This is a genomic window from Paraburkholderia sp. EB58 (genome assembly GCF_050436665.1).
Lineage (GTDB): Bacteria > Pseudomonadota > Gammaproteobacteria > Burkholderiales > Burkholderiaceae > Paraburkholderia.
Genome location: NZ_JBNDMQ010000005.1, coordinates 344937 through 365521 on the forward strand (window position 1 = coordinate 344937; position 20585 = coordinate 365521).

The window sequence follows — 20585 nt, forward strand, 5'->3', positions numbered from 1 at the left end:
CCTCAGGTCGGGTTGCGCATCAACCGGGCCTTTTCACGTTCCCAGTCGCGCTTCTTCTCGGTCTCGCGCTTGTCGTGCTGCTTCTTGCCCTTCGCAAGGCCGATCTCGCATTTGACGCGGCCGCCCTTGTAATGAAAGTTTAGCGGCACGAGCGTATAACCCCGTTGCTCGACCTTGCCGATCAGTTTGCTGATCTCCTCGCTATGCAGGAGCAGCTTGCGGGTGCGTACGGGGTCCGGCGTGATATGGGTCGACGCCTCGGGCAACGGGCTGATGTGCGTGCCGATCAGGAACAGCTCGTGATTCTTGATCACGACGTAGCCTTCCTTGATCTGCCCGCGGCCGGCGCGCAACGCCTTGACCTCCCATCCTTCGAGCACGAGCCCTGCTTCGTAGCGTTCTTCGACCGAATAGTCGTAGAAGGCTTTTCTGTTGTCTATGATGCTCATGAATGGAAAGTGCCCAACTCGTTTAAAATCACGATTTTAGCAAAGCGGGGCAAGGAAAGCCCGCGGCGCTTGTCCACCCTTGCCACGTGCTGTCCAATTTATGGCAGATGTCCAGAAAACCGTGTTGATACGCCATTCGGCGGAACAGATGTTCGACCTCGTGACCGACGTCGCCGATTACCCCAACTTCCTCCCCTGGTGCGGCGGGGTCGAGATCCGTCGCCAGGACGAAAGCGGCATGGAGGCGAAGATCGACATCAACTTCAAGGGCATCAAGCAGCATTTCGCCACCCGCAACAGCATGCAGCGACCTACGCGCATCGACATGGAGTTCGCGGACGGCCCGTTTCGCAAGTTCACCGGCTACTGGCGCTTTACGGCGCTGCGTGAGGATGCCTGCAAGATCGAATTCGCGCTGCACTACGAATTCACCAACATCATCCTCGAGAAGATCATCGGCCCGGTGTTCAGCCATATCGCCAACACCTTCGTCGAATCGTTCGTAAAGCGCGCCGACCAGCGCTACGGTAAGGCATGAGCGCGCTGCTGTCGATCGAAGTCTGCTATGCGCTGCCGAATGAGCAGGTGCTGATTCCTGTTGAACTGCTGGAAGGCGCGACCGTGCAGCAGGCGCTCGACGCCAGTGGCATCCTGAAGCGCTATCCGCAGATCGACCTGGAGAAGCAGAAGGTCGGGGTGTTCGGCAAGCTCAAACCGCTCGATACGGTGCTCGCCGACCATGACCGGGTGGAAATTTATCGGCCTCTGATCGTCGATCCGAAGGCGGCGCGCCAGCGGCGCGTCGAAAAGACCCGCAAGGAAGGCTCGATCGAAGGGCGCAAGTGGACCAATCGGGATTCACGCTAGGGTGCGCCAGCGCGTCAATGCGCCGACGCCTGCGCCTTCTCCTCGATCGACACGCTGTCCGCGCCGTCATCCCCGTGTTGCCGCACCGACCAGCTCACGCCGGCCACCAGCAGCGCGATTGCCGCCATTTCGAGCGGGCGCGGCAGCCGGTGGTCGTAAATGAACGCATAAAGCAGTGCAAACAGCGTTTCAAACACGATCATCTGACCTGAAAGCGTCAAAGGCAGGCGCTTCGAGGCGGCGTTCCACAGGCCGTTGCCGAGCCACGACGCGCCGATCGCGAGTCCCAGATTGAGCAGCCAGAAGCTGTGCCAGCGCTCGCTGGCGAGCGTCGTCTGCAGGCTGCCGGACGGCAGCAGGGTGATCAGGACCCACAACGCCGCGCCGAGCGCGCCGGTCACAACCCCCCATAACACGGACCATTCGTTGCCGCTGAAATGGGTCTGACGCTGCAGGTAGCGGGAGTTTTCGACCGCAAACCACGTCCAGCAGGCCAGCGCCCCCACCGCACACGCGAGCCCGGCGAGCTTGACGAAGATGCCGGTAGAAGTGCCCGACGCGCCGTCGGCGACCGTAAACACATCCACGTTGATGCAGGCGATGCCCGCCACCACCATGGCCAGCGGCCAGGCGAGGCGGGCGAGCGGCACGGCACCGTGATCGCGCCGCCCCAGCAGGGTGACGGTGACCGGCAGCACGCCGACGATCAGCGAGGACGGCGCAATCCCGATCAGGTGCACGGCGCTGGTCAGGAGAATGTAGTAGAGCAGGTTGCCGGCCAGCGCCAGCTTGACGAGCGCGCTCAGGTCTTCGCGGGTCAGCCGGGCGACGAGCGAGCGCGCCATTGGCAGCGCGGCGACGAGTGAGACAAGACCGTACATCACGTAGCGGCCCGCGCTCAGAAGCAGCGGGGAAAAATCGGGCAACATCCGCGGCACCAGAAACACCATGCCCCACAACGCCCCGGCCATGACGCCGTACGCTACACCACGCTGCATCGACTACTCCGACATAAAACTGAACAGGTGCGCAGCTTACCTGCCCGCCCGGGAGGTGTCTTGTTCGATCCTGCACTCGTCTGCCGAAACGAAACTGGTTCGAACCTGACCCGAACGGCGAAGCGAAATTCCCCCGCGAAAAAGACCCTGGAAAATCACCGGAAATTCGCTAACCTGCTGTTCGTGCAGTGAAAAAGAGGAAGGTATCGCGTATAATTCGCTTTTGCGCCTATAGGATTTGCCATGCGTCTGATCCAAACAGCACTCACGTTCGATGACGTGCTCCTCGTCCCGGCCTTCTCCGATGTTCTGCCGCGCGACACCAGCCTCAAGACCCGGCTGACCCGCAACATTTCCCTGAACATGCCGCTCGTGTCCGCCGCCATGGATACGGTTACTGAAGCTCGCCTCGCCATTGCCATGGCGCAAATGGGTGGCGTCGGCATCATCCACAAGAATCTCACGCCGGCTGAACAGGCCCGTGAAGTGGCCAAGGTGAAGCGTTTCGAATCGGGCGTCGTGCGTGATCCGATCACGGTGCCGCCGCAAATGAAGGTCCGCGACGTCATTGCGCTGTCGCAGCAGCATGGCATTTCGGGTTTCCCGGTGGTCGAAGGTGCGCAACTGATCGGCATCGTCACCAACCGCGACCTGCGCTTCGAAGAGCGTCTGGACGAACCGGTGCGCAACATCATGACGCCGCGTGAGCGCCTCGTCACGGTCAAGGAAGGCACGCCGCTGGCGGAAGCCAAGGCGCTGATGCACAGCCACCGTCTCGAACGCGTGCTGGTCATCAACGACGCGTTCGAACTGCGCGGCCTGATGACGGTGAAGGACATCACCAAGCAGACCGAACACCCGGACGCCTGTAAAGACGAACACGGTAAGCTGCGCGCAGGCGCGGCGGTCGGCGTGGGCGAGGACAACGAAGAGCGCGTGGAACTGCTGGTGCAGGCGGGCGTCGACGTGATCGTCGTGGATACGGCACACGGCCACAGCAAGGGCGTGCTCGAGCGCGTGCGGTGGGTCAAGAAGAACTTCCCGCACGTGGAAGTGATCGGCGGCAACATCGCTACGGCGGCCGCTGCCAAGGCGCTGGTCGAATACGGCGCGGATGGCGTGAAGGTCGGTATCGGCCCGGGCTCGATCTGTACGACGCGTGTCGTCGCGGGTGTCGGGGTGCCGCAGGTCACGGCGATCGCCAATGTGTCGGAAGCGCTCAAGGGCACGGGCGTGCCGGTCGTCGGTGACGGCGGCGTGCGTTTCTCGGGCGACGTCAGCAAGGCGCTGGCCGCCGGCGCGAGCGCCGTGATGATGGGCAGCATGTTCGCCGGCACTGAGGAAGCGCCGGGCGACGTGTTCCTGTATCAGGGCCGTCAGTACAAGTCGTATCGTGGCATGGGCTCGGTCGGCGCGATGAAGGACGGCGCAGCAGACCGTTACTTCCAGGACAACTCCGCGAACATCGACAAGCTGGTGCCGGAAGGCATCGAAGGTCGCGTTGCCTACAAAGGCTCGGTCACGGCGATTCTGTTCCAGCTGATCGGCGGCGTGCGCGCCAGCATGGGTTATTGCGGTTGCCGCACCATCGACGAGATGAACGACAAGGCGGAATTCGTGCAGATCACCGGCGCAGGATTGCGCGAGTCGCACGTTCACGACGTGCAGATCACCAAGGAAGCGCCTAACTACCACGTGGACTAATCGCCCATGAAGCCATTGCTGCGCGCTGTACTGATCATCGATGCCTTGCTGTTACTGGCGTTCGGCGTGTTGTTCCTGCTGACGCCCTGGACCTCGCTGTACAACGCGCTGCAACTGGTGCAGACGCAACCCACGCTGGTTGGACAGGGGCTTGGCATCGCGCTGATCGGACTCGCGTGGCTGGCGTTTCACGCGTCGATCGACGGTGCGCTGACTTCGACGGTCGCCAAGGTCGTCGGGCATGTGAACTGGCTGACGGGCCTGCTGATGCTGGTCTGGCTGATCGGTATGCATCGCCCGGAGTTGACCGGCTTCGGTCAACTGGTTGCCGTGCTGGCGGGTGTGGTGCTGGTCGTGATTGGCTTTGGCGGTGTGCGGCTCTCGGGCGCAGTACGGCGCCGCGAGCGGTTGCGCCTCGCCGAGGTCGCCGCCGCGGAACGGGCCGAAAGGCAGGCTGTGAAAGACGCTGCAAGAGGGCGTGAGGCAGTGGGCTATCGGACCGAACCGGTTGTGGCACCCGTGGTGGTGCCTGTGACGGAGCCCGTCGTGCCGCCGGCCGCGCGTCCTGCCAGCCCGATCAGTCCCGCAACCGGCCATCCGGTCGAGCCAGACTTCGCCGCTGCCAACCGGCCGGGAACGCTCTCGGCAAGTGACGTCGAAGCGCGTACCTCTGCTGCGGATGCGCCGGGCGCGCCAAGGCCGCCGTTCCATGGCTGAATGGCTGACGCGGGCATCCCGCCAGGCCACCTGCCGAAGCTTCCGGATTCCGTCTGCGCGCCTGCTTCATGGTGCATCTGCGCGATGTCAGATCCCGCGCTGCCCAGTATGGCCTCGCAGCCAGGGCTGTTTTGAATTCAACGCCGCGCCTCGTACGCGGCTTTCCTTATCCGTTCACTTTTGATGCCGTCCGCTGCCATGCACGACAAGATCCTGATTCTCGACTTCGGTTCGCAAGTCACCCAACTGATTGCACGTCGCGTCCGCGAGGCGAACGTGTACTCGGAAATTCATCCGTACGACGTCGATGCGTCGTTCATTCGCGACTTCGCGCCGAAGGGCGTGATCCTCTCGGGCGGACCGAGCTCGGTCACCGAGACCGATACGCCGCGCGTGCCGCAAGCGGTGTTTGAACTCGGCGTACCGGTGCTCGGCATCTGCTACGGCATGCAGGCGATGGCCGAGCAACTAGGCGGCAAGGTCGACATTGGCCATCTGCGTGAGTTCGGTTACGCGGAAGTGCGTGCGCGCAACCATACGAGCCTGCTCGAAGGCATAAGCGACTTCACGACGCCAGAAGGTCACGGCATGCTGAAGGTGTGGATGAGCCACGGTGACAAGGTGCTGGAAATGCCGTCGGGCTTCCAGTTGATGGCCTCCACCGAATCGTGCCCGATCGCGGCGATGGCCGACGAGGCGCGTCATTTCTACGGCCTGCAGTGGCACCCGGAAGTGACGCACACGGTGCAAGGGCGCGCCATGCTCGAGCGCTTCGTGCTGACGATTTGCGGCGCGCAGCCTGATTGGGAAATGGGCCATTACGTCGACGAAGCCGTCGCGAAGATTCGCGAGCAGGTGGGCAATGAGCACGTCATCCTGGGTCTGTCGGGCGGTGTGGATTCGTCGGTGGCGGCGGCGCTGCTGCATCGTGCGATTGGCGATCAACTGACTTGCGTGTTTGTCGACCACGGTCTGCTGCGTTTGAACGAAGCCGAGCAGGTGATGGCGACGTTTGCCGACCACCTCGGCGTGAAGGTGATCCATGTCGATGCGAGCGAAGTGTTCCTCTCGAAGCTCGCTGGCGTGACCGATCCGGAAGCGAAGCGCAAGATCATCGGCGCGGAGTTTGTCGAAGTGTTCCAGGCCGAAGCCGGCAAGCTGACGGATGCGAAGTGGCTGGCGCAAGGCACGATTTATCCGGACGTGATCGAATCGGCGGGCAAGGGCAAGAAGGCCACGCAGACCATCAAGAGCCATCACAACGTGGGCGGCCTGCCGGAGACGCTGAACCTGAAGCTGCTCGAGCCGCTGCGCGAGCTGTTCAAGGACGAAGTGCGCGAACTGGGCGTGAAGCTCGGTTTGCCGCCGGCGATGGTGTATCGCCATCCGTTCCCGGGCCCGGGTCTGGGTGTGCGGATTCTCGGCGAAGTGAAGCGCGAGTTTGCAGACCTGCTGCGCCGTGCGGATGCGATCTTCATCGAGACGCTGCGCACGACCATCGACAAGGAAACCGGCAAGTCGTGGTACGACCTGACGAGCCAGGCGTTCGCGGTGTTTCTGCCGGTGAAGAGCGTGGGCGTGATGGGCGATGGGCGCACGTATGAGTATGTTGTGGCGCTGCGTGCTGTGCAGACGCTGGACTTCATGACCGCGCATTGGGCGCATTTGCCGCATGAGCTGCTTGGCCATGTGTCGAACCGGATTATCAATGAAGTGCGGGGGATTAACCGGGTTGTTTATGACATCTCGGGGAAGCCGCCGGCGACGATCGAGTGGGAGTGAGGAAGTAAAGACTCCCAACCCGCTACTTACATCTCGCTCGGATATAGCCCGATATGCCGTGATTTGTAAGGCTTAGTTTAAATGCGACGTTTAGCCGTTTGAATTAAGCCATCGAAGTTTGCGCCACGCGTTTGCAGGCCCGTGAGGCCCGTTCCTCGGATCGTGAGCCGCTGACGGATCGGGCGTCAGACGTGTGCCGCACTGCCAGAACGAGTACGGCTTTTTGAGGTCGCGCTGCCTGCGCGTTTCGCGACTGGCCGTGCTTTCTTTGCCACTACGGCTTTCGTCGCGGTTTTGGCTTTTGCGGCCGCTTTTGGCACTGCTTCGGGCTTTGCCAGCGTGAGGTGCAGCCCCATCGCGACGATCACCTTCATGATCGTCGCGAACTCGGCATTCCCTTTGCTGGAGAGCGCGCGGTACAACGCTTCACGCGCGATACCCGACTCGCGTGCGAGTGCCGTCATACCACGTGCCTTGGCAACGTCACCAAGTGCTGCCTGAATCTCAACCGGATCCCCGCCTTCAAACGCTTGGGCGAGATACAGCCGGTAGTCGTTTTCATCTTTCAGGTACTTCGACGCGTCGAACTCCATTAACTCGCTGACTTTCATGTCAAAACTCCAAATCTTTCGCGATGACCTTGGCGCGCTTGATGTCTGCGGCCTGCGTGGACTTGTCGCCACCGCATAAGATGATCACCAACACATCGCCACGCTGCGTGAAATAGACACGGTAGCCCTTGCCCACATCGATCTTCATTTCCGAGATGCCGTCGCCTACGGCACGCCAATGTCCAAGGTTGCCTAACCGTGCCCGGCTGAGCCGACCGACGATCGCCATCGCCGCCTGGCGGTCCCGCACGCGGGATAGCCAAGTGTCAAATTCGGGCGTAATGATCAGCTTCGTCATGCTCGGATTGTAACCCATGGGTTACGGAATATCAAACGCTCGCGCTGACGGGTAAAATGCTGTTAAGCGATCGCAGTTTCGCGATGCGCAGTGAAAGCCGTCACCTGAAGCCGTTCGGCCGTTCATGCTCTATCGCTTTCGGACCGCGGACTGATGTACGAACCGCGCAACGCTTGCACGAAATTCGGTCGTCGAGGCACATCTCAGGAACGCCTGCTTTTCGCGCTCAAGGTGTTGCGCGAAGCCGTCGTCGCAAAGGGTGCCGATAAGCGACTTGATCTCGGTGACTGCGGCCGTCGGGTAGCTCGACATCATTTTGGCTAGCTCGAAGGAAGTATCATCAAGTGACGCCGCATCAGTGACACGTTGAACAAGCCCCAGCAAACTTGCTTCCTCAGCACTGAGTGGTTCCTTGCGCAAAAAGATGTCGAGCGCTCGCGCCGGTCCTAGCCGGCGCGTCAGCTGGAACGAGAGCCCTCCGTCGCTTGATGTCCCGAGCTTGGGATAGCCGACCACAAATTTCGCGGTATTCACTGCAACGACCGCGTCGCAAGCCATTGCCAAAGAGAAACCTGCCCCAGCTGCGGGGCCTTGAATGCTTGCAATCACGGGTAACGGAAGCCCGCGTATCGCCAGAATCATCCTGTGGAATGCGTCGATAAGGGCTTCCAGTGATCCGGCGCCCCTATCTAATCGCTCGAGAATTTCAGCGAGATCGCCCCCGGCTGAAAATACGCTGCCATTGGCTCGCAATACCACGGCTTTGTGCTGTTGTGAGCTTTTGACCTCGTTCAAGACCTTAAGCAGACCTTCACAAAACGACACGTCTATCGTGTTCGCCTGCTCGTTGTTACACATCGTGACGACTACGATATCGTCCGTTTGACTCAGAGTAATATTGTTTGCCATTTGGATGCTATGGGATGAGGATGGTTATAAAGCGCCTCGGGCGCGCCAGACGACGTCGGTGTCCATTTTGCTGAGGCGTGTCAGCGGCTTGCCGATGGAGACGCCCCACGTGTATCCTGAAAGACTTCTGCACGACGCTATTGGAACTGGCATGACCCAGGCAGCTAAAATTACAGAACCGCCTACGGACGCGGTGGCGCCACCGGCAGCCGGACGTCGGCGCAATGAGAATCGGCGCGAACAGACGCGCGCGGTTGAGACGCGTCGGGCAATCATGGACGCCGCGTTGAACGAATTTGCCGAGCGCGGCTTTGACGGGGCTAGCATGCGTCATATCGGCGAACGGGCCGGTCTGGAATACACGCTCATCACCTATCACTTTCGCAACAAGGATGCCCTCTGGCGTGCGGTCGCCGAAGATGCTTTCGCGCAAATCGAGGAAAAGTGGAATAAGGCGGTTCCGCTCGATTCGCAGATGTCTGCTGCAGACAGGGTACGTGAAGAGTTTCGTACTTTCCTTCAGTTTACAATCGAACATACGGCCTTCCATCATTTCATGCTGAGGGAGAATCAGGTGAGTGGTCCGAGACTCACCTGGCTGAAGGAAAACGTACTCGTGAAGACGAGAGACCGCATCCTGCCGCAGATTCGCGCGGCACAGGCAGACGGCGCATTGATCAAGGGGGACCCCAACCTGCTGTATTACATGCTCATCGGGATGACCTCCGTGCTCTCCTCCCTGAAAGGAGAGATGAGCGAAACAATAGGTTTCTCGCTCGACAATTCCAAGGCGGTGAATCGCTATTGGAAGCTGATTGAGCAAGCGGTATTCACGTAGAAGTTCAGGCCTAAATCCGGTTCAAGGGCCATTCTGGGTTCCTCGATCCGGAACAGATTGAAGGCGGAGCCTCGGCGTTGCGCTGCCGGTTGCAAGACAGCGTCTTACGCTTAATCATTCTTCGCACCTGCCGTGATCCACGCACGAATTGTCTCTATATCCTCCACTGGGAGAGTGCTGCCCAGAGGCATACGCTCGCCCTTGCCGCCCGATGTGACCTGTGAGCCAGTAACTTTCGCGAGTACGTAACTTGAGTTTGGCGCGCCGGGATCGACCAACATCTGACGAGATTCCGTACTTGGGCGTGCGACGATCGCCGTGTACGATTTCCCACTCTCAAGAACCAGCCCTTGCGGAGCGGCGCCGGCCTGGTGGCAAGAGACGCAGTTAGCGTCAAAGATAGGTTGGACGTTGTCTTTGAAGCTCGGCGCGGCCATTGCGGGTCGAATGGACATCAAGGCACACAAGAGCACCGTTCCAATGGCCGTTTTGGATTGAAGTCTCACGTTAAACTTCCTTCTTTGTTTCAAGAGCAGCATGCCGCCCCGCCAACGTACCAAACGTGATAGCCGGCCCAAGCGTTCCGCCGGCTCCCCAATAGGCGCTGGCAGCCGGAGATGCGACACAGTTGCCGGCACCGTAAAGGCCAGGTATGGGTCGACCGTCAACATCCAGTATCTGCGCCTGCGCGTTAATAACTGGGCCACCGTTCGTGTCAAGTGTGCCGGCGCCAACGATGATGGCGAAGAACGGTCCGTTGGAGTCAAGCGGATAAACAGTGGGATTGGGATCGGCCGGTTTCCATTGCGTATCGGTGCGCGGTTTCGAATTCACCTGCGTATGCCAGACACTGTCGTAGGGATACTTGACGCGCTCAAATTCAGTGTCGACACCCTGTCTGGCATCGGCGTTGTACTTCGCGATCTGTGCACCGAGGCTTTGGACAAAATTGGCAGCCAACTTTTCGCGTCCAATCCGGGCCTGTAGGGAATCAAGACGTGCCTGAATGGCGTCGCGCAAGGCATCCAGCGACGACGCTTGAATAACGTAACTCGCGCTGTCTCCCGGTGCTGGCAAGGGATAGTTCCCAGCAAAGAGCTCCGCGGTTCGCTTATCGTAGACCATGAACAGAAGCTTGTTGGGATAGTCCGATTCCACGGCGTCCCAGACGAAATGAACGCGGGCCCGCTCATGGTAGCTCCGCTTTTCGTCCACGACGCGGCGGCCGTACTTGTTGACTAATATCATGCTGTCACCTGGGGGTTGCCAGATGTCGCGTGGCACGCTCGGCGATTCCATTGCGCTTTCGAGGACGAGTTCCGCCCGCCACGCGTTGGCCATGTTGCCGAGCTTGGCTCCGCTTCGCATACCGATCTTGACCAGATCACCCTGGTTGGTGGGCACCGCGCAGCCGCCCCAATTTGGCCCAGGCTGGAAGTTCAACATCAGGTCGGGATTGTGTGTGAATCCGCCGCTGCCAAACACGACGCCCTTGTTGGCTCGAACATGAATCGGGCCGTCCGGCGTTGTTGCTGCGACGCCGATCACCTGGCCTGCCGCGTTTCGTTCTACGCCAGTGACAGCATGACGAAAAAGGGAGGGGGTTTTGCGTGCATCAAGCCATGCGCGTAGTTGGCGGACCAACTCGCGGCCCTGACCAATCTGACCGTCGGGCTCCAGCGGAACAAGAACGCGCCCCTGAGGCGTTTTGTTGGTCCCGTCGTGGTCGCGATAGTCTGGGAGCTCTACAAGAAGGGAACGGATGACATCCGATTTCTCAAGGTCCTCGACAATAGGAGCGGCGTTATCGTAATACGCCTCGATCATCCTGTACTCGTGTTCGCCGACACCATATCGCGGCTGCTCCTCCCGGTAGAGGGTGGGGTAAGCCCCGCAAACCATGTAGCGCATCGCATCCGCTTTGGCGTCCACGATGCCTTTGGCGACCAGGTGATGATTGTTCGGAATCCAGTAGGCACCATCCGACTTGCTTGTCGTACCGCCAGCCGCAGCGCTTTTCTCGAGAACGATCACACTCGCACCAGCTTTCGTCGCGGCGACCGCCGCTGACAGGGCCGCTGCGCCCGAGCCGACGACGACTACATCGGCGCTATGGTCCCAACTGACGTTGGTCGACGTCGCCTCCGCTCTCGTCTGCACAGAGAGCGCCGCCGCTCCGATTCCCGCCGCTGCGGCGCGGCCGAGGAAGGCGCGACGCGACAAATTGTCTTTAGCTTTTTCGTCCATGCTTCTTGCGTCTCCATCTAACGAGTTGTATCGGGCCCTTGAGGGATGCCCAACAAAAATGTGTCTGCAGCGCCAGGTGGCGGACACCTCATACGCCGCGAGCCATCGGACGAGGGCGCGGCACCACAAACTGCGCATGGGCTTCCGCGCACGCGTTACAGCCTTGCGTTCTGTCGACCGTCAGCCCGCCAGGCAATAGGCAGCGGTTGATCCTGGATTTGCTTTGGCCTTGGCGAGCTCGTCGCGCGCAACGGTGCGCAGGTGAACTTCGTCAGGTCCGTCGAGGAAGCGCATGGCGCGGCCCCAGGTCCACAGGAACGAAAGCGGCGTGTCAGGCGTAAGGCCCGCTGCGCCGAACACCTGGATGGCCCGATCGAGGACACGAGTCTGCAACTGCGCGGCGACAAGCTTGATCGCCGACACGTCGACTCGCGCGGCGTGATTTCCCTGCTGGTCGAGCAGCCACGCTGCGCGGAGGACGAGCAGGCGCGCCTGGTCTATTTCTACGCGCGAGTAGGCAATCCAATCCTGGACATTGGCAAACTCGCTTAGGTGTTTGCCGAAGGTACGTCGCTCAAGGGCGCGCTCACACATCATTTCAAGCGCGAGTTCGCACTGGCCGAGAGTACGCATGCAGTGATGTACGCGACCTGGTCCGAGCCTTGCCTGGGCGAGGGCGAAGCCTTTGCCTTCTTCTCCGAGCAAGTTCGCTACGGGGACCCGGACATCTTTAAGCAAAAGCTCGCAGTGACCTTCCGGGGAGATGTGATGCATGATCGGCACATTGCGCACCACCTCCAGTCCAGGTGTGGCTAAGGGCACAATCACCATCGAGTGGCGCTTGTGCGGATCCGCCTCCGGCCGTTCATCCGACTTCCCGAGTACGATGACAAAATTGCAGTTGGGGTGCGCCGCACCGGTAGCGAACCACTTGCGACCGTTAATCACATATTGATCGCCTTCGCGCCGTATCGTGGTGCGTATGTTGGTCGCGTCGGACGAGGCGACGTCGGGCTCGGTCATCGCAAAGCAGGAACGAATATCACCATCGAGCAACGGTTTGAGCCAACCATCAGCCTGCTCGGCCGTCGCGAACATATGCAGCAGCTCCATGTTGCCGGTGTCGGGTGCGTTGCAGTTGAACACTTCAGCTGCCCAGGGAATGCGGCCCATGATTTCCGCCAGCGGCGCATATTCCAGGTTACTCAGGCGGGTGCCCGGCTCGTCTTCTCGTAGCCCGGGCAAGAACAGGTTCCACAGGCCGGCCTCTTTCGCAAGTACCTTCAGCGGCGCAATCACTTCGCTCGGGTATATGCCGCGTTCGACTTGCCGATGCCATTCAACGTTAGCCGGCAGGACATGACGGCCCATAAAATCTCGTAGGGTGTCCTGCATGATGCGCACGTTCTGCGGGTACTGGAATTCCATGAAGCGGTCCGTGTTCAGAGTGAATTGTCGAGGTGGCCATCGATCGCTTCGATGCCGCGGCGCGCCATGGCGCGACCGAGGAGCCCGACTTCAGAGGCGTTGTCTGCAGTAGCGATGCCGCTCTTTGCGCGCGCTGCAATGCCTTCGAAAATCACAGCCCAGCGAAGAAAGGCGAACGCAAAATGGAAAGGCGTGACACTCGTGCTGCATCCGGCCAGGCGGTAGTAATGCTCGAGGTATTCTTTCTCAGTAGGTATGCCGAGTCCGTTGAGATCCAACTCGCGTATGCCGCCGTGCTCGGCAGGTAAAGTCCGCCAGGTGGTGCAATTGAAAGCCACGTCGGCTAGCGGATGACCAAGGGTGGACAGTTCCCAGTCGAGCACGGCAATCACCTTCGGCTCTGTTGGATGGAACATAAGGTTGCCTAAACGAAAATCCCCATGGCTGATCGTCGTGCTGTCGTCATCGGGAATGTTCTCTGGGAGCCAGGAAAGGAGCCGGTCGATATCCGGGTTCTCACGTGTTTTCGACATTGCCCACTGCTTTGACCAGCGGGCAATCTGACGTTGGAAGTAATTACCCGGCCGACCGTAGTCAGATAGACCAATTGCCTTCCAGTCGACCTTGTGCAGACGCGCCATGGCTTCTGCCATGGATAAATAGATTGCTCGGCGCTCGGCAGGCGACATGCCGGGCAGCGAGCAGTCGCTAAAAACACGCCCCTCGAGTCGCTCGGTCAGATAGAACGGCGTGCCGACAATGTCGCTTTCGGAATGAAACAGGACCGTCTTGGGGACGGGCAGATCAGTTGCCGCGAGAGCATTGAGTATCCGGAACTCACGATCGACTGCATGTGCCGAGGGGAGGATTTCGCCCGCCGGCTTCTTACGAAGAACCAGCCGGCGATTAGCGAACGAGACGAAGAATGTCGGATTCGACTGGCCACCGCTGATGCGTTCCAGGGACATCGGCCCCTCCAATCCGGAGATGACCTCTCGAAGAAAAGCATCCAGGCGCTGTGGATTGAACTCGGGAGCCGATTCTGCAGTATGCATTCGTTTTTTCCAAAAGACAGTGATCATGGCGCGCCGTGCGTTCAGCACGGCGTTTCATGCTATATACGTAGTAATCCTACATTATAAAAATGGTGTGATTTTCAATCTCAGCCCCATCTATGCTCGAAAAACGCTTACCAGCGTCGCCCAGTGCCCCAAAGGAAACGGTCGGCATCTTTACTGCTGTAGTCCGGGTCCATATAGATATGCATACGGTTGATCAAACCGTCGTCACGGAACTCAAACACGCTACCGAATCTCCCGCCGGGTGTGTGGCCGCCTGACCAGGTCGTGCCGTCGCCGTAGACGCCCTCAGTGGTACCTTCGACGACAACAAAATTGCTGCCCTCAAAGAACTTCATTGCCTCGATGTCATGCGAGATCGACTTCAACGAACCTATCAGCCCTTGAACAAACTCCGCAAATTCCGCTTTGCCATTGCCAAGGCCAAACTTGGGGAAATAGAACTGGAATTCATCGGTGAACAAATCGAGCAAGTCCATCCTGCCGGCGTCGCCACGAGTGAAATACTCCTTTACTGCAGCGACATTTTTCGAAACATCATTTGGTGTTGACATATCCGACCCGCATTTAGAAGTTAACGTTATCGCTGCCTTTCAGAGCAAGAATTTCACGAGCCTCTGCTGGTGTAGCGATTTCCAGGGAAAGTGGCTCCAGAATCGAGCGGATCAAGCGCACCTGTTCCGCGTTGGAAGCGGCGAGCTTTCCTTTGCCCGCGTAGAGCGAGTCCTCCAGGCCAACTCGAACATTGGCGCCGTTGATCGCACCCATTGTGATGAATGGCATCTGGTGGCGGCCGCTCGCCATGACCGACCAGCGATACTCATCACCGAACAGCTTGTCAGCGATCCGCCTGGCGTGGAGCAGGTTTTCGGTGTCGGCTCCTTGGCCACCCAGAATTCCGAAAATGGACTGCACAAATAGCGGCGGTGTAACAAGCTTGCGATCGAGGAAGTGCGCCAGCGTATAAAGATGGCTGACGTCGTAGCATTCAAATTCAAACTTGGTCCCGTGCCCTTTGCCAAGCCGGTCGACAATCGTTTCGATATCCTTGAAAGTGTTCTTGAATATCCAGTCACGTGAAGACTCGAGATAGGCCGGCTCCCAGTCGTATTTGAAGTTCGGGTACCGATCCAGCATCGGGTACATGCCGAAGTTCATCGATCCCATGTTCAGCGAGCAGAGTTCCGGAGACGCAAGCTCAGCAGCGCCCAGCCGATCTTCCAGAGACATGCCTTGACCTCCGCCGGTGGTGATGTTCACCACCGCGTCCGTCGCCTCCTTGATACGCGGCAGGAAGCGCATAAACACTTCCGGATCCGGGGTTGGCTTGCCGGTCTGTGGGTCGCGGGCGTGCAGGTGCAATACCGATGCGCCAGCCTGCGCTGCCTCGATTGCCTGAGCCGCGATTTCATCAGGCGTCACCGGCAAATGAGGGCTCATCGTCGGGGTATGCACCGCACCCGTAATCGCGCAACTAATAACGATCTTTGACATAGCTTTATCCTTTCGCTGCCGGAAGCCGGATCAGCAGTTTTCCCTGGTTCTTGCCGGAATAGAGACGCGCGATTGCTGCCGGCGCTTGTTCCAGCCCATCCAGAATCTCTTCGCGGTAACGCAACCTTCCTTCGCTTACCCATTGACCGAGTTGACTGACCGCCTCGTCGTAACGGTCGGCATAGTCAAGGGCAATGAAACCCCGCATCATCGCGCGCTTCACCAGAAGATGGCGTTCACAGCGAGGTCCGACTGGCCAGGGACTCCAGCTTTCGATAGAAGCGGTCCCGCACACGGCAACGCGCGCGCCGATCGCGAGGTTCGGCAGCACCGCATCGCTGATTGCGCCACTGGTATTGTCAAAGTAGACATCAATGCCGTCGGGGCAGAGTCGGCCAATCGCCGATTCCAGATCGGATTCATTCTTGTAGTCGATCGCAGCGTCAAAGCCGAATTCGTCGATACATTGCCGGCGTTTTTCCGGGCCGCCTGCGATGCCGACGACGTTGCAACCGAGAATTTTGGCAATTTGACCCACGCAGGATCCGACGGCACCGGCTGCGGTCGAAACCAGCACGGTTTCTCCCGCGTTAGGCGCACCAATCTCACGCAATCCGAAATAAGCGGCTATGCCGTTAACTCCGAGCACGCCGAGATGCAGCGAAAGAGGGAAGTTCTGTTCATTGATACGCAGGAGGACCTGGTCGGGACGTACCGCCGCCAGTTCCTGCCAGCCGAACAGACCCATGACGCAGTCGCCCGGCGCAAAAGCGGAATTGCGTGAGCGAATTACCTTGCCAACGGCGAACGCGCGCATGACATCGCCAACCTCGATTCGCGTGCCATAACCTTTGGTATCGCTGAGCCAGCCGCGCATGGCAGGATCAACGGATAGGTAGCTATTGCTTACGAGTATTTCGTCGTCCGCCAGCTCTGGCGCTGGCACCACGTTGAGATCGAAATTCTCGGCCTGCGGTATGCCCGTTGGCGGAACCTTCAATGTCACGCGACGATTCGTCATGTTAGACATTGTCTTTGCTCTTACGCTTCGGCAATCACTGAATATTGGCCGCCCAGGTCAACGCCGGCATGCCGGTCGCGCATGGTCAAAGACACGGATTCGCCAGGCTGCAGAAAATTGGCGAGATTCTTCATTTCGATCCGCATCTCGTCGCGACGACGCGTGTCGTCGAGAAGATGGGTCTTGAGCGCTTCAACCAGTTTTGGTGTGCCCTGTGCGATGACGCCGCCAGGCGTTCCCGTCAGGATCATGTCGCCGGCCCGGAGATCCGTGATTGCAGCGATCTGTGTCAGCGTTTCAGCCGGTTTGTAAATGAGTTGCGATGTGATCGCGTGCTGGCGTTGTTCACCCTGATACGTCAGCGAAATTTCCAGATTCTCGAGCGTTGCGGCCACTTCCAATGAGGTCATCAGATACAGCACCGGTCCTGCAGGGCAAAACGTCCGATAGCTCTTGCCCTGGTACCACTGCATGAACGACGCGGCAAACATCACGTCGCGGGCCGAGACGTCGTTGCAGAGCACGGCGCCGGCGACATAAGACCCGATGTTGCTGTCGTCTACGGTGTCGCCAACTCCCAGCTTCGCCCGCAGCACGATCCCGACTTCGACTTCGTAGTCGAGCAATTCAACACCTGCAGGACGGACGATATCGTCGTATGGGCCGGAAAGCGAAGCGCTTGCTTTGGCAAACAGGAGATTTTGCTTGCGCTGGTGGTGCCCAGCCTCGGCTGCGTGGTCACTGTAGTTGAGCCCTTGGCAAATCAGCGTTGCGTCATTTGTCACGGGGCTTTGCAGCGACTTCGCTTTGATCCGTTTGCTCTGACCGCGCTCGAAGGTTTGCGGGTTTCGATCGAATTCCGAAATGAGCTCGCCAGTCGAGGCGTTCCCATCTATAGCGAGATCAATCACTTCAATGACGTCTTCAGGCGCTGTCGGAGACTGGGATGTGAGTCGCCCCCAACGGAGTACACCTGCTTCATCAAGATACCGAACAATAGATATAGCCACGATTACATACCTCTTTCTAGATTTAGTGCGTTGACGTTTGACGGTGCGGCATCACCGCAACCATGGTCGGGGGGGTACCAGCAATGCCTGAATCAGAGCTTTGACCTCGGGTGGCGCATGCTCAGGGACTTCTTCGGGCGGACGCATCGACTCAGGCAGGTCGTCACCCCACGTCCACAAACCACCACGCGTCAATGGGTGATAACCGGTCGGGTATTCGGCGGTCATCAAATCGCCGTCGGAGTAATGTTCCCACTCGTCACCGACCGGGTCTTTCCAATAGTCAAACACCTGACTGCCTAACCGGTGTCTGCCGATTCCCCAAAAATGCGTCCATCCGCGAGCGCGCAGAAACTGCTGCCCCTGACCGACCGCCTCGATGTCGAGCGTTTCTGTCGATACGTGGAGCATGGTTGCGGACGGCCCCGCGAGGATTGCCAGACTGTGGTGATCCGCAGGCTCGGTGCCGCGGTCCAGGCGGAAGAAGCCGAGTGCCGGTCGGCCGCCTTCGGTACCCTGAACGTCGGTAGGAATAAAACCGAAGCGACGCATGTACCAGTCGGCTGTCACGTCAAAGTTGGGCGACTGGAGGACAACGTGACCGATGCGGAATACCGGCGCTGGTTCCACTGGCGTTCGCACAGTCACGTTTACGCGATGCGCTGAGAATGGGGTATTCACGGGTATGAGTTCGTCGCGCGTAGCCAGCGTCGGCACCGGGGAAAATCCATGAATGAGGTCAACGCGGCGACCATCGGGGTCAGTGAGGCGGACTCGCATTCCCCCTCCCGGACCATCGCACGCTTCAACCGGCAAGGAGTCGTACCTTGCCAGCGCCTCAAGGTCGCCTGCATTCTTCGCTACAAGCGCGAAGCCAATGAAGCGATCTTCTGAAGATGGGATGACCTCAACGCAGAAGGGAAGGGTGCCGTAACCACGGAGATAGCGTGGTACTCCTTCAGGATGTTCGAGCGGGCGAAAGCCGAAATCTTCAAGGAAGCGAGCCATCGTATCGGTATCGCGTCGTGCAAACACGACGTGAGCGACTGCGTCGGCCCGCACGATGGGTTCCGGACGTTCGATAATCCGAAAGTCGGGAGCGTTGTGCGAAGGTGTGCTTTCATTCATGGTCACGCTCCTCGTACCCGATCGATAACCGCCAGGGCGTCAGCAGGCATGGCGTTACCGCGCCATGCAACGTATTGATCCGGACGAACTAGCACGAAGTCACGCTCATAGACCGCGTGAGCGTGCTTGTCGTGTACGTCCAGCACGGTGAGGGGGACGCCACGCTCGCGGGCTGCCTGAATGAGCGGCTCGGCGCTTGCGTCAGTAAAACGTACCAGCGTGAACCACGGTCCGAACAGGTCAAATATTGCGCGGCCGTCCTCGAGGAAGACGTGAGGTGCACGCACACCCGGCCACGTGCTCGGCACATAATCGAGCAGTTTCCATTCGGGCTCGCTCACCTCACCCCATATGACCGGCGATTGGCGATAACGGGATCCAAGCTCGATTCCGTGTGCAGAGTTTTCCGCATTACCGAGTTCCTGAATCAGGCGTGAATAAGCTTCACGCGCAGCGGCACCCTCGCTGCTGTCCTCGTGGATTTTCGGGTCATAGGCCGCAGCGATCTGGAAGCGAACTTCCATGTGAGCGCCGGACGCTTCCAGATTGCGTGCGCCAATGGGTCGACGTTCGGCTTCGATGCTTTCAAGGAGTCTGGGTCCTCCCCAACCTTGCAGTACGGCAGCAAACTTCCAACCCAAATCTACGGCATCGCCAATGCCGGTGTTCATTCCATAGCCACCAGTCGGGATGTACTGATGGACTGCGTCTCCCGCCATCCAGACCCGGTCGCGCCCGTAGCCAGCTGAGAGCGCGAGATGGGGAGACCACGGATTAGCTTGCAGGACTTCGATGGGGAACTCAGCGCCGAGTGAGTCGAAGACTAGCTGCTTCGGGTCGACGCTGGCCGGAGCTACGCCATCGGGAAGGATATTGTGCAGGGTGAAAGTCTGATCGTCATCCTGAGCAATCAGCGTTCCACCAACAGGTGATTGGTAGTGCCAAGCAATACCAAACCGCTGAAGCAGATCTTTTGCAGGTGAACGAAAATGGACCATATAGAACGGGGCGATCGAAAATCGACCGTCCAGCGAAAAGCCCAACGACTCGCGGACAACACTGCTACCCCCGTCACATCCCGCTAGCAGCGAACAGCGCACATGATCGATTTTGTCGGTTGCGACTTCCCGCAATGTCGCTGTGACGCCTTCGCCATCCTGAACAAAGCCCTCGAGGCGCCACCCAAAGCGAAGGTCAATCAGTGGGGATTCCAGCAGGATATCGCGGAGCACCGGTTCGAGCACGACCTGGCTTAGGCGCATATTCGGCTCTAGCGGCTGCGAGCCATTGTTGTTCGTGCGGATACGATCACGCCATGCATGCACATCAGGGTAGGGGAATCGCGCTAGTTCCCACTCGTTGAGCCGAGTCACCCAGGACACATCCATGCAGTTTTCACGGGGTACGGCTGCGTCCCGAATGCGGTCCGCGACGCCGAGTCGCCGGAAATGTTCCATGCTGCGGCCATTGGTGACGTCCATCTTGGGATGGCGCGTCGTTCCTGGGTTACGTTCAATCACTAGCGCAGGGATGCCGCGAAACTGAAGCTCCAGGGCCGTCGCGAGCCCCACCGGGCCCGCACCAACTACGAGTACAGGTACATCCGTCAAGATGTGTCTCCTTCAAAGATTGTTGGCCGCCTATGGCGACACCTTCGAGTAACCGTTTTCATCACAGTAGCACGCTCGAAACAAAAATTCCACGATCGTGGAGCTTTTTTTGTAACAAGGCGACTGTTGCAATCACCCGACGTCTATCCTGTGTCAAGGGCGGTCGGTCAGTTTCTGAGGCGTTGCAGGCTTGATGGGGCGTGCGCCTGCCCACTACTGCCGCGGGCTGTGGCAAATCCGATCATCGAAATTGATCAGCTTGAGCATCGCAACCGCTGGCGCAGTTCCTACACTTCGCGTAGGCGCTCCCTTTCCGGTGCATACCGACGAAACATGCAGCATCGAGTGCAGCCAGCACAGTTCGCATAACGAATGAAGGCATGGCTAGCGGTCGG

Annotated in this window: 19 protein-coding genes and 1 pseudogene; 6 read left to right on the plus strand and 14 right to left on the minus strand. The window is 59.3% G+C overall.

Going from position 1 to position 20585, the window contains the following annotated elements; translation table 11 throughout:
* Nucleotides 1-2 precede the first annotated feature (2 nt).
* Nucleotides 3-449 (minus strand): SsrA-binding protein SmpB, encoded by a 447-nt coding sequence (gene smpB / locus P3T40_RS10435; protein ID WP_074264297.1) that lies wholly within the window; start codon nucleotides 447-449, stop codon nucleotides 3-5.
* A gap of 100 nt (nucleotides 450-549) precedes the next feature.
* Between smpB and P3T40_RS10440 the strand changes: the two genes are divergently transcribed.
* Entirely contained in the window at nucleotides 550-987 is a 438-nt protein-coding gene (locus P3T40_RS10440; protein WP_429267600.1) for a type II toxin-antitoxin system RatA family toxin, read from the plus strand.
* Nucleotides 984-1316, plus strand: coding sequence for an RnfH family protein (locus P3T40_RS10445; RefSeq protein WP_429267601.1), 333 nt, complete (start codon nucleotides 984-986; stop codon nucleotides 1314-1316). The genes P3T40_RS10440 and P3T40_RS10445 overlap by 4 nt, the downstream gene beginning before the upstream one ends.
* A 14-nt stretch (nucleotides 1317-1330) precedes the next feature.
* Here the strand turns inward: P3T40_RS10445 and P3T40_RS10450 are convergent, their stop codons facing one another.
* A complete protein-coding gene (locus P3T40_RS10450; protein ID WP_429267602.1) occupies nucleotides 1331-2314 on the minus strand; it encodes a DMT family transporter in 984 nt (327 codons plus the stop codon).
* A 243-nt stretch (nucleotides 2315-2557) separates the two neighbouring features.
* Between P3T40_RS10450 and guaB the strand changes: the two genes are divergently transcribed.
* The 3 genes from guaB to guaA all read left to right on the plus strand — a co-directional run bounded on the left by guaB (nucleotide 2558) and on the right by guaA (nucleotide 6517).
* Nucleotides 2558-4018: an IMP dehydrogenase gene (gene guaB, locus P3T40_RS10455; RefSeq protein ID WP_429267603.1), complete on the plus strand. Its 1461-nt coding sequence runs from the start codon at nucleotides 2558-2560 to the stop codon at nucleotides 4016-4018.
* A gap of 6 nt (nucleotides 4019-4024) precedes the next feature.
* Entirely contained in the window at nucleotides 4025-4735 is a 711-nt protein-coding gene (locus tag P3T40_RS10460; RefSeq protein ID WP_429267604.1) for a hypothetical protein, read from the plus strand.
* A gap of 198 nt (nucleotides 4736-4933) precedes the next feature.
* On the plus strand, nucleotides 4934-6517 hold the full coding sequence (gene guaA, locus P3T40_RS10465) for a glutamine-hydrolyzing GMP synthase (RefSeq protein WP_429267605.1): 1584 nt from the start codon (nucleotides 4934-4936) through the stop codon (nucleotides 6515-6517).
* Nucleotides 6518-6795: 278 nt separating this feature from the next.
* Here guaA and P3T40_RS10470 read toward each other — a convergent pair.
* The 3 genes and pseudogenes from P3T40_RS10470 to P3T40_RS10480 all read right to left on the minus strand — a co-directional run.
* Nucleotides 6796-7128 (minus strand): annotated as a pseudogene (locus tag P3T40_RS10470) (addiction module antidote protein); the annotation flags it as partial.
* Nucleotide 7129: 1 nt separating this feature from the next.
* A complete protein-coding gene (locus P3T40_RS10475; protein ID WP_429267606.1) occupies nucleotides 7130-7426 on the minus strand; it encodes a type II toxin-antitoxin system RelE/ParE family toxin in 297 nt (98 codons plus the stop codon).
* Between the two features lie 129 nt (nucleotides 7427-7555).
* Entirely contained in the window at nucleotides 7556-8335 is a 780-nt protein-coding gene (locus P3T40_RS10480; protein WP_429267607.1) for an enoyl-CoA hydratase/isomerase family protein, read from the minus strand.
* Between the two features lie 151 nt (nucleotides 8336-8486).
* Here P3T40_RS10480 and P3T40_RS10485 point away from each other — a divergent pair, with 151 nt between their 5' ends.
* Nucleotides 8487-9173, plus strand: coding sequence for a TetR/AcrR family transcriptional regulator (locus P3T40_RS10485; protein WP_429267608.1), 687 nt, complete (start codon nucleotides 8487-8489; stop codon nucleotides 9171-9173).
* A gap of 507 nt (nucleotides 9174-9680) precedes the next feature.
* Here the strand turns inward: P3T40_RS10485 and P3T40_RS10490 are convergent.
* From P3T40_RS10490 to P3T40_RS10530, 9 genes are all read right to left on the minus strand, one after another.
* Entirely contained in the window at nucleotides 9681-11420 is a 1740-nt protein-coding gene (locus P3T40_RS10490; RefSeq protein WP_429267609.1) for an FAD-dependent oxidoreductase, read from the minus strand.
* 180 nt (nucleotides 11421-11600) lie between these two features.
* Nucleotides 11601-12848, minus strand: a complete 1248-nt coding sequence (locus P3T40_RS10495) for an acyl-CoA dehydrogenase family protein (RefSeq protein ID WP_429267610.1) — start codon at nucleotides 12846-12848, stop codon at nucleotides 11601-11603.
* A 14-nt stretch (nucleotides 12849-12862) separates the two neighbouring features.
* Nucleotides 12863-13903, minus strand: coding sequence for a phosphotransferase family protein (locus P3T40_RS10500; RefSeq protein ID WP_429267611.1), 1041 nt, complete (start codon nucleotides 13901-13903; stop codon nucleotides 12863-12865).
* Nucleotides 13904-14037: 134 nt separating this feature from the next.
* The gene (locus P3T40_RS10505) at nucleotides 14038-14481 is read right to left on the minus strand and encodes a nuclear transport factor 2 family protein (RefSeq protein WP_429267612.1); all 444 of its coding nucleotides are present in this window, start codon (nucleotides 14479-14481) and stop codon (nucleotides 14038-14040) included.
* A 13-nt stretch (nucleotides 14482-14494) separates the two neighbouring features.
* Entirely contained in the window at nucleotides 14495-15421 is a 927-nt protein-coding gene (locus P3T40_RS10510; protein WP_429267613.1) for a 3-keto-5-aminohexanoate cleavage protein, read from the minus strand.
* Between the two features lie 4 nt (nucleotides 15422-15425).
* Nucleotides 15426-16451 (minus strand): NADP-dependent oxidoreductase, encoded by a 1026-nt coding sequence (locus tag P3T40_RS10515; protein WP_429267614.1) that lies wholly within the window; start codon nucleotides 16449-16451, stop codon nucleotides 15426-15428.
* Nucleotides 16452-16462: 11 nt separating this feature from the next.
* Entirely contained in the window at nucleotides 16463-17227 is a 765-nt protein-coding gene (locus tag P3T40_RS10520; RefSeq protein WP_429267615.1) for a fumarylacetoacetate hydrolase family protein, read from the minus strand.
* A gap of 276 nt (nucleotides 17228-17503) precedes the next feature.
* Entirely contained in the window at nucleotides 17504-18580 is a 1077-nt protein-coding gene (locus tag P3T40_RS10525) for a VOC family protein (protein ID WP_429267616.1), read from the minus strand.
* A gap of 2 nt (nucleotides 18581-18582) precedes the next feature.
* On the minus strand, nucleotides 18583-20190 hold the full coding sequence (locus P3T40_RS10530) for an FAD-dependent monooxygenase (RefSeq protein ID WP_429267617.1): 1608 nt from the start codon (nucleotides 20188-20190) through the stop codon (nucleotides 18583-18585).
* Between the last annotated feature and the right edge of the window lie 395 nt (nucleotides 20191-20585).

Coding starts and splice junctions, on each gene's coding strand:
- P3T40_RS10500 (WP_429267611.1), bottom strand. CDS start 13,903: ATGCATACTGCAGAATCGGCTCCCGAGTTCAATCCACAGCGCCTGGAT.
- P3T40_RS10450 (WP_429267602.1), bottom strand. CDS start 2,314: ATGCAGCGTGGTGTAGCGTACGGCGTCATGGCCGGGGCGTTGTGGGGC.
- P3T40_RS10505 (WP_429267612.1), bottom strand. CDS start 14,481: ATGTCAACACCAAATGATGTTTCGAAAAATGTCGCTGCAGTAAAGGAG.
- P3T40_RS10510 (WP_429267613.1), bottom strand. CDS start 15,421: ATGTCAAAGATCGTTATTAGTTGCGCGATTACGGGTGCGGTGCATACC.
- guaA (WP_429267605.1), top strand. CDS start 4,934: ATGCACGACAAGATCCTGATTCTCGACTTCGGTTCGCAAGTCACCCAA.
- P3T40_RS10485 (WP_429267608.1), top strand. CDS start 8,487: ATGACCCAGGCAGCTAAAATTACAGAACCGCCTACGGACGCGGTGGCG.
- P3T40_RS10490 (WP_429267609.1), bottom strand. CDS start 11,420: ATGGACGAAAAAGCTAAAGACAATTTGTCGCGTCGCGCCTTCCTCGGC.
- guaB (WP_429267603.1), top strand. CDS start 2,558: ATGCGTCTGATCCAAACAGCACTCACGTTCGATGACGTGCTCCTCGTC.
- P3T40_RS10475 (WP_429267606.1), bottom strand. CDS start 7,426: ATGACGAAGCTGATCATTACGCCCGAATTTGACACTTGGCTATCCCGC.
- P3T40_RS10445 (WP_429267601.1), top strand. CDS start 984: ATGAGCGCGCTGCTGTCGATCGAAGTCTGCTATGCGCTGCCGAATGAG.
- P3T40_RS10495 (WP_429267610.1), bottom strand. CDS start 12,848: ATGGAATTCCAGTACCCGCAGAACGTGCGCATCATGCAGGACACCCTA.
- P3T40_RS10440 (WP_429267600.1), top strand. CDS start 550: ATGGCAGATGTCCAGAAAACCGTGTTGATACGCCATTCGGCGGAACAG.
- P3T40_RS10460 (WP_429267604.1), top strand. CDS start 4,025: ATGAAGCCATTGCTGCGCGCTGTACTGATCATCGATGCCTTGCTGTTA.
- P3T40_RS10480 (WP_429267607.1), bottom strand. CDS start 8,335: ATGGCAAACAATATTACTCTGAGTCAAACGGACGATATCGTAGTCGTC.
- P3T40_RS10515 (WP_429267614.1), bottom strand. CDS start 16,451: ATGTCTAACATGACGAATCGTCGCGTGACATTGAAGGTTCCGCCAACG.
- smpB (WP_074264297.1), bottom strand. CDS start 449: ATGAGCATCATAGACAACAGAAAAGCCTTCTACGACTATTCGGTCGAA.
- P3T40_RS10525 (WP_429267616.1), bottom strand. CDS start 18,580: ATGAATGAAAGCACACCTTCGCACAACGCTCCCGACTTTCGGATTATC.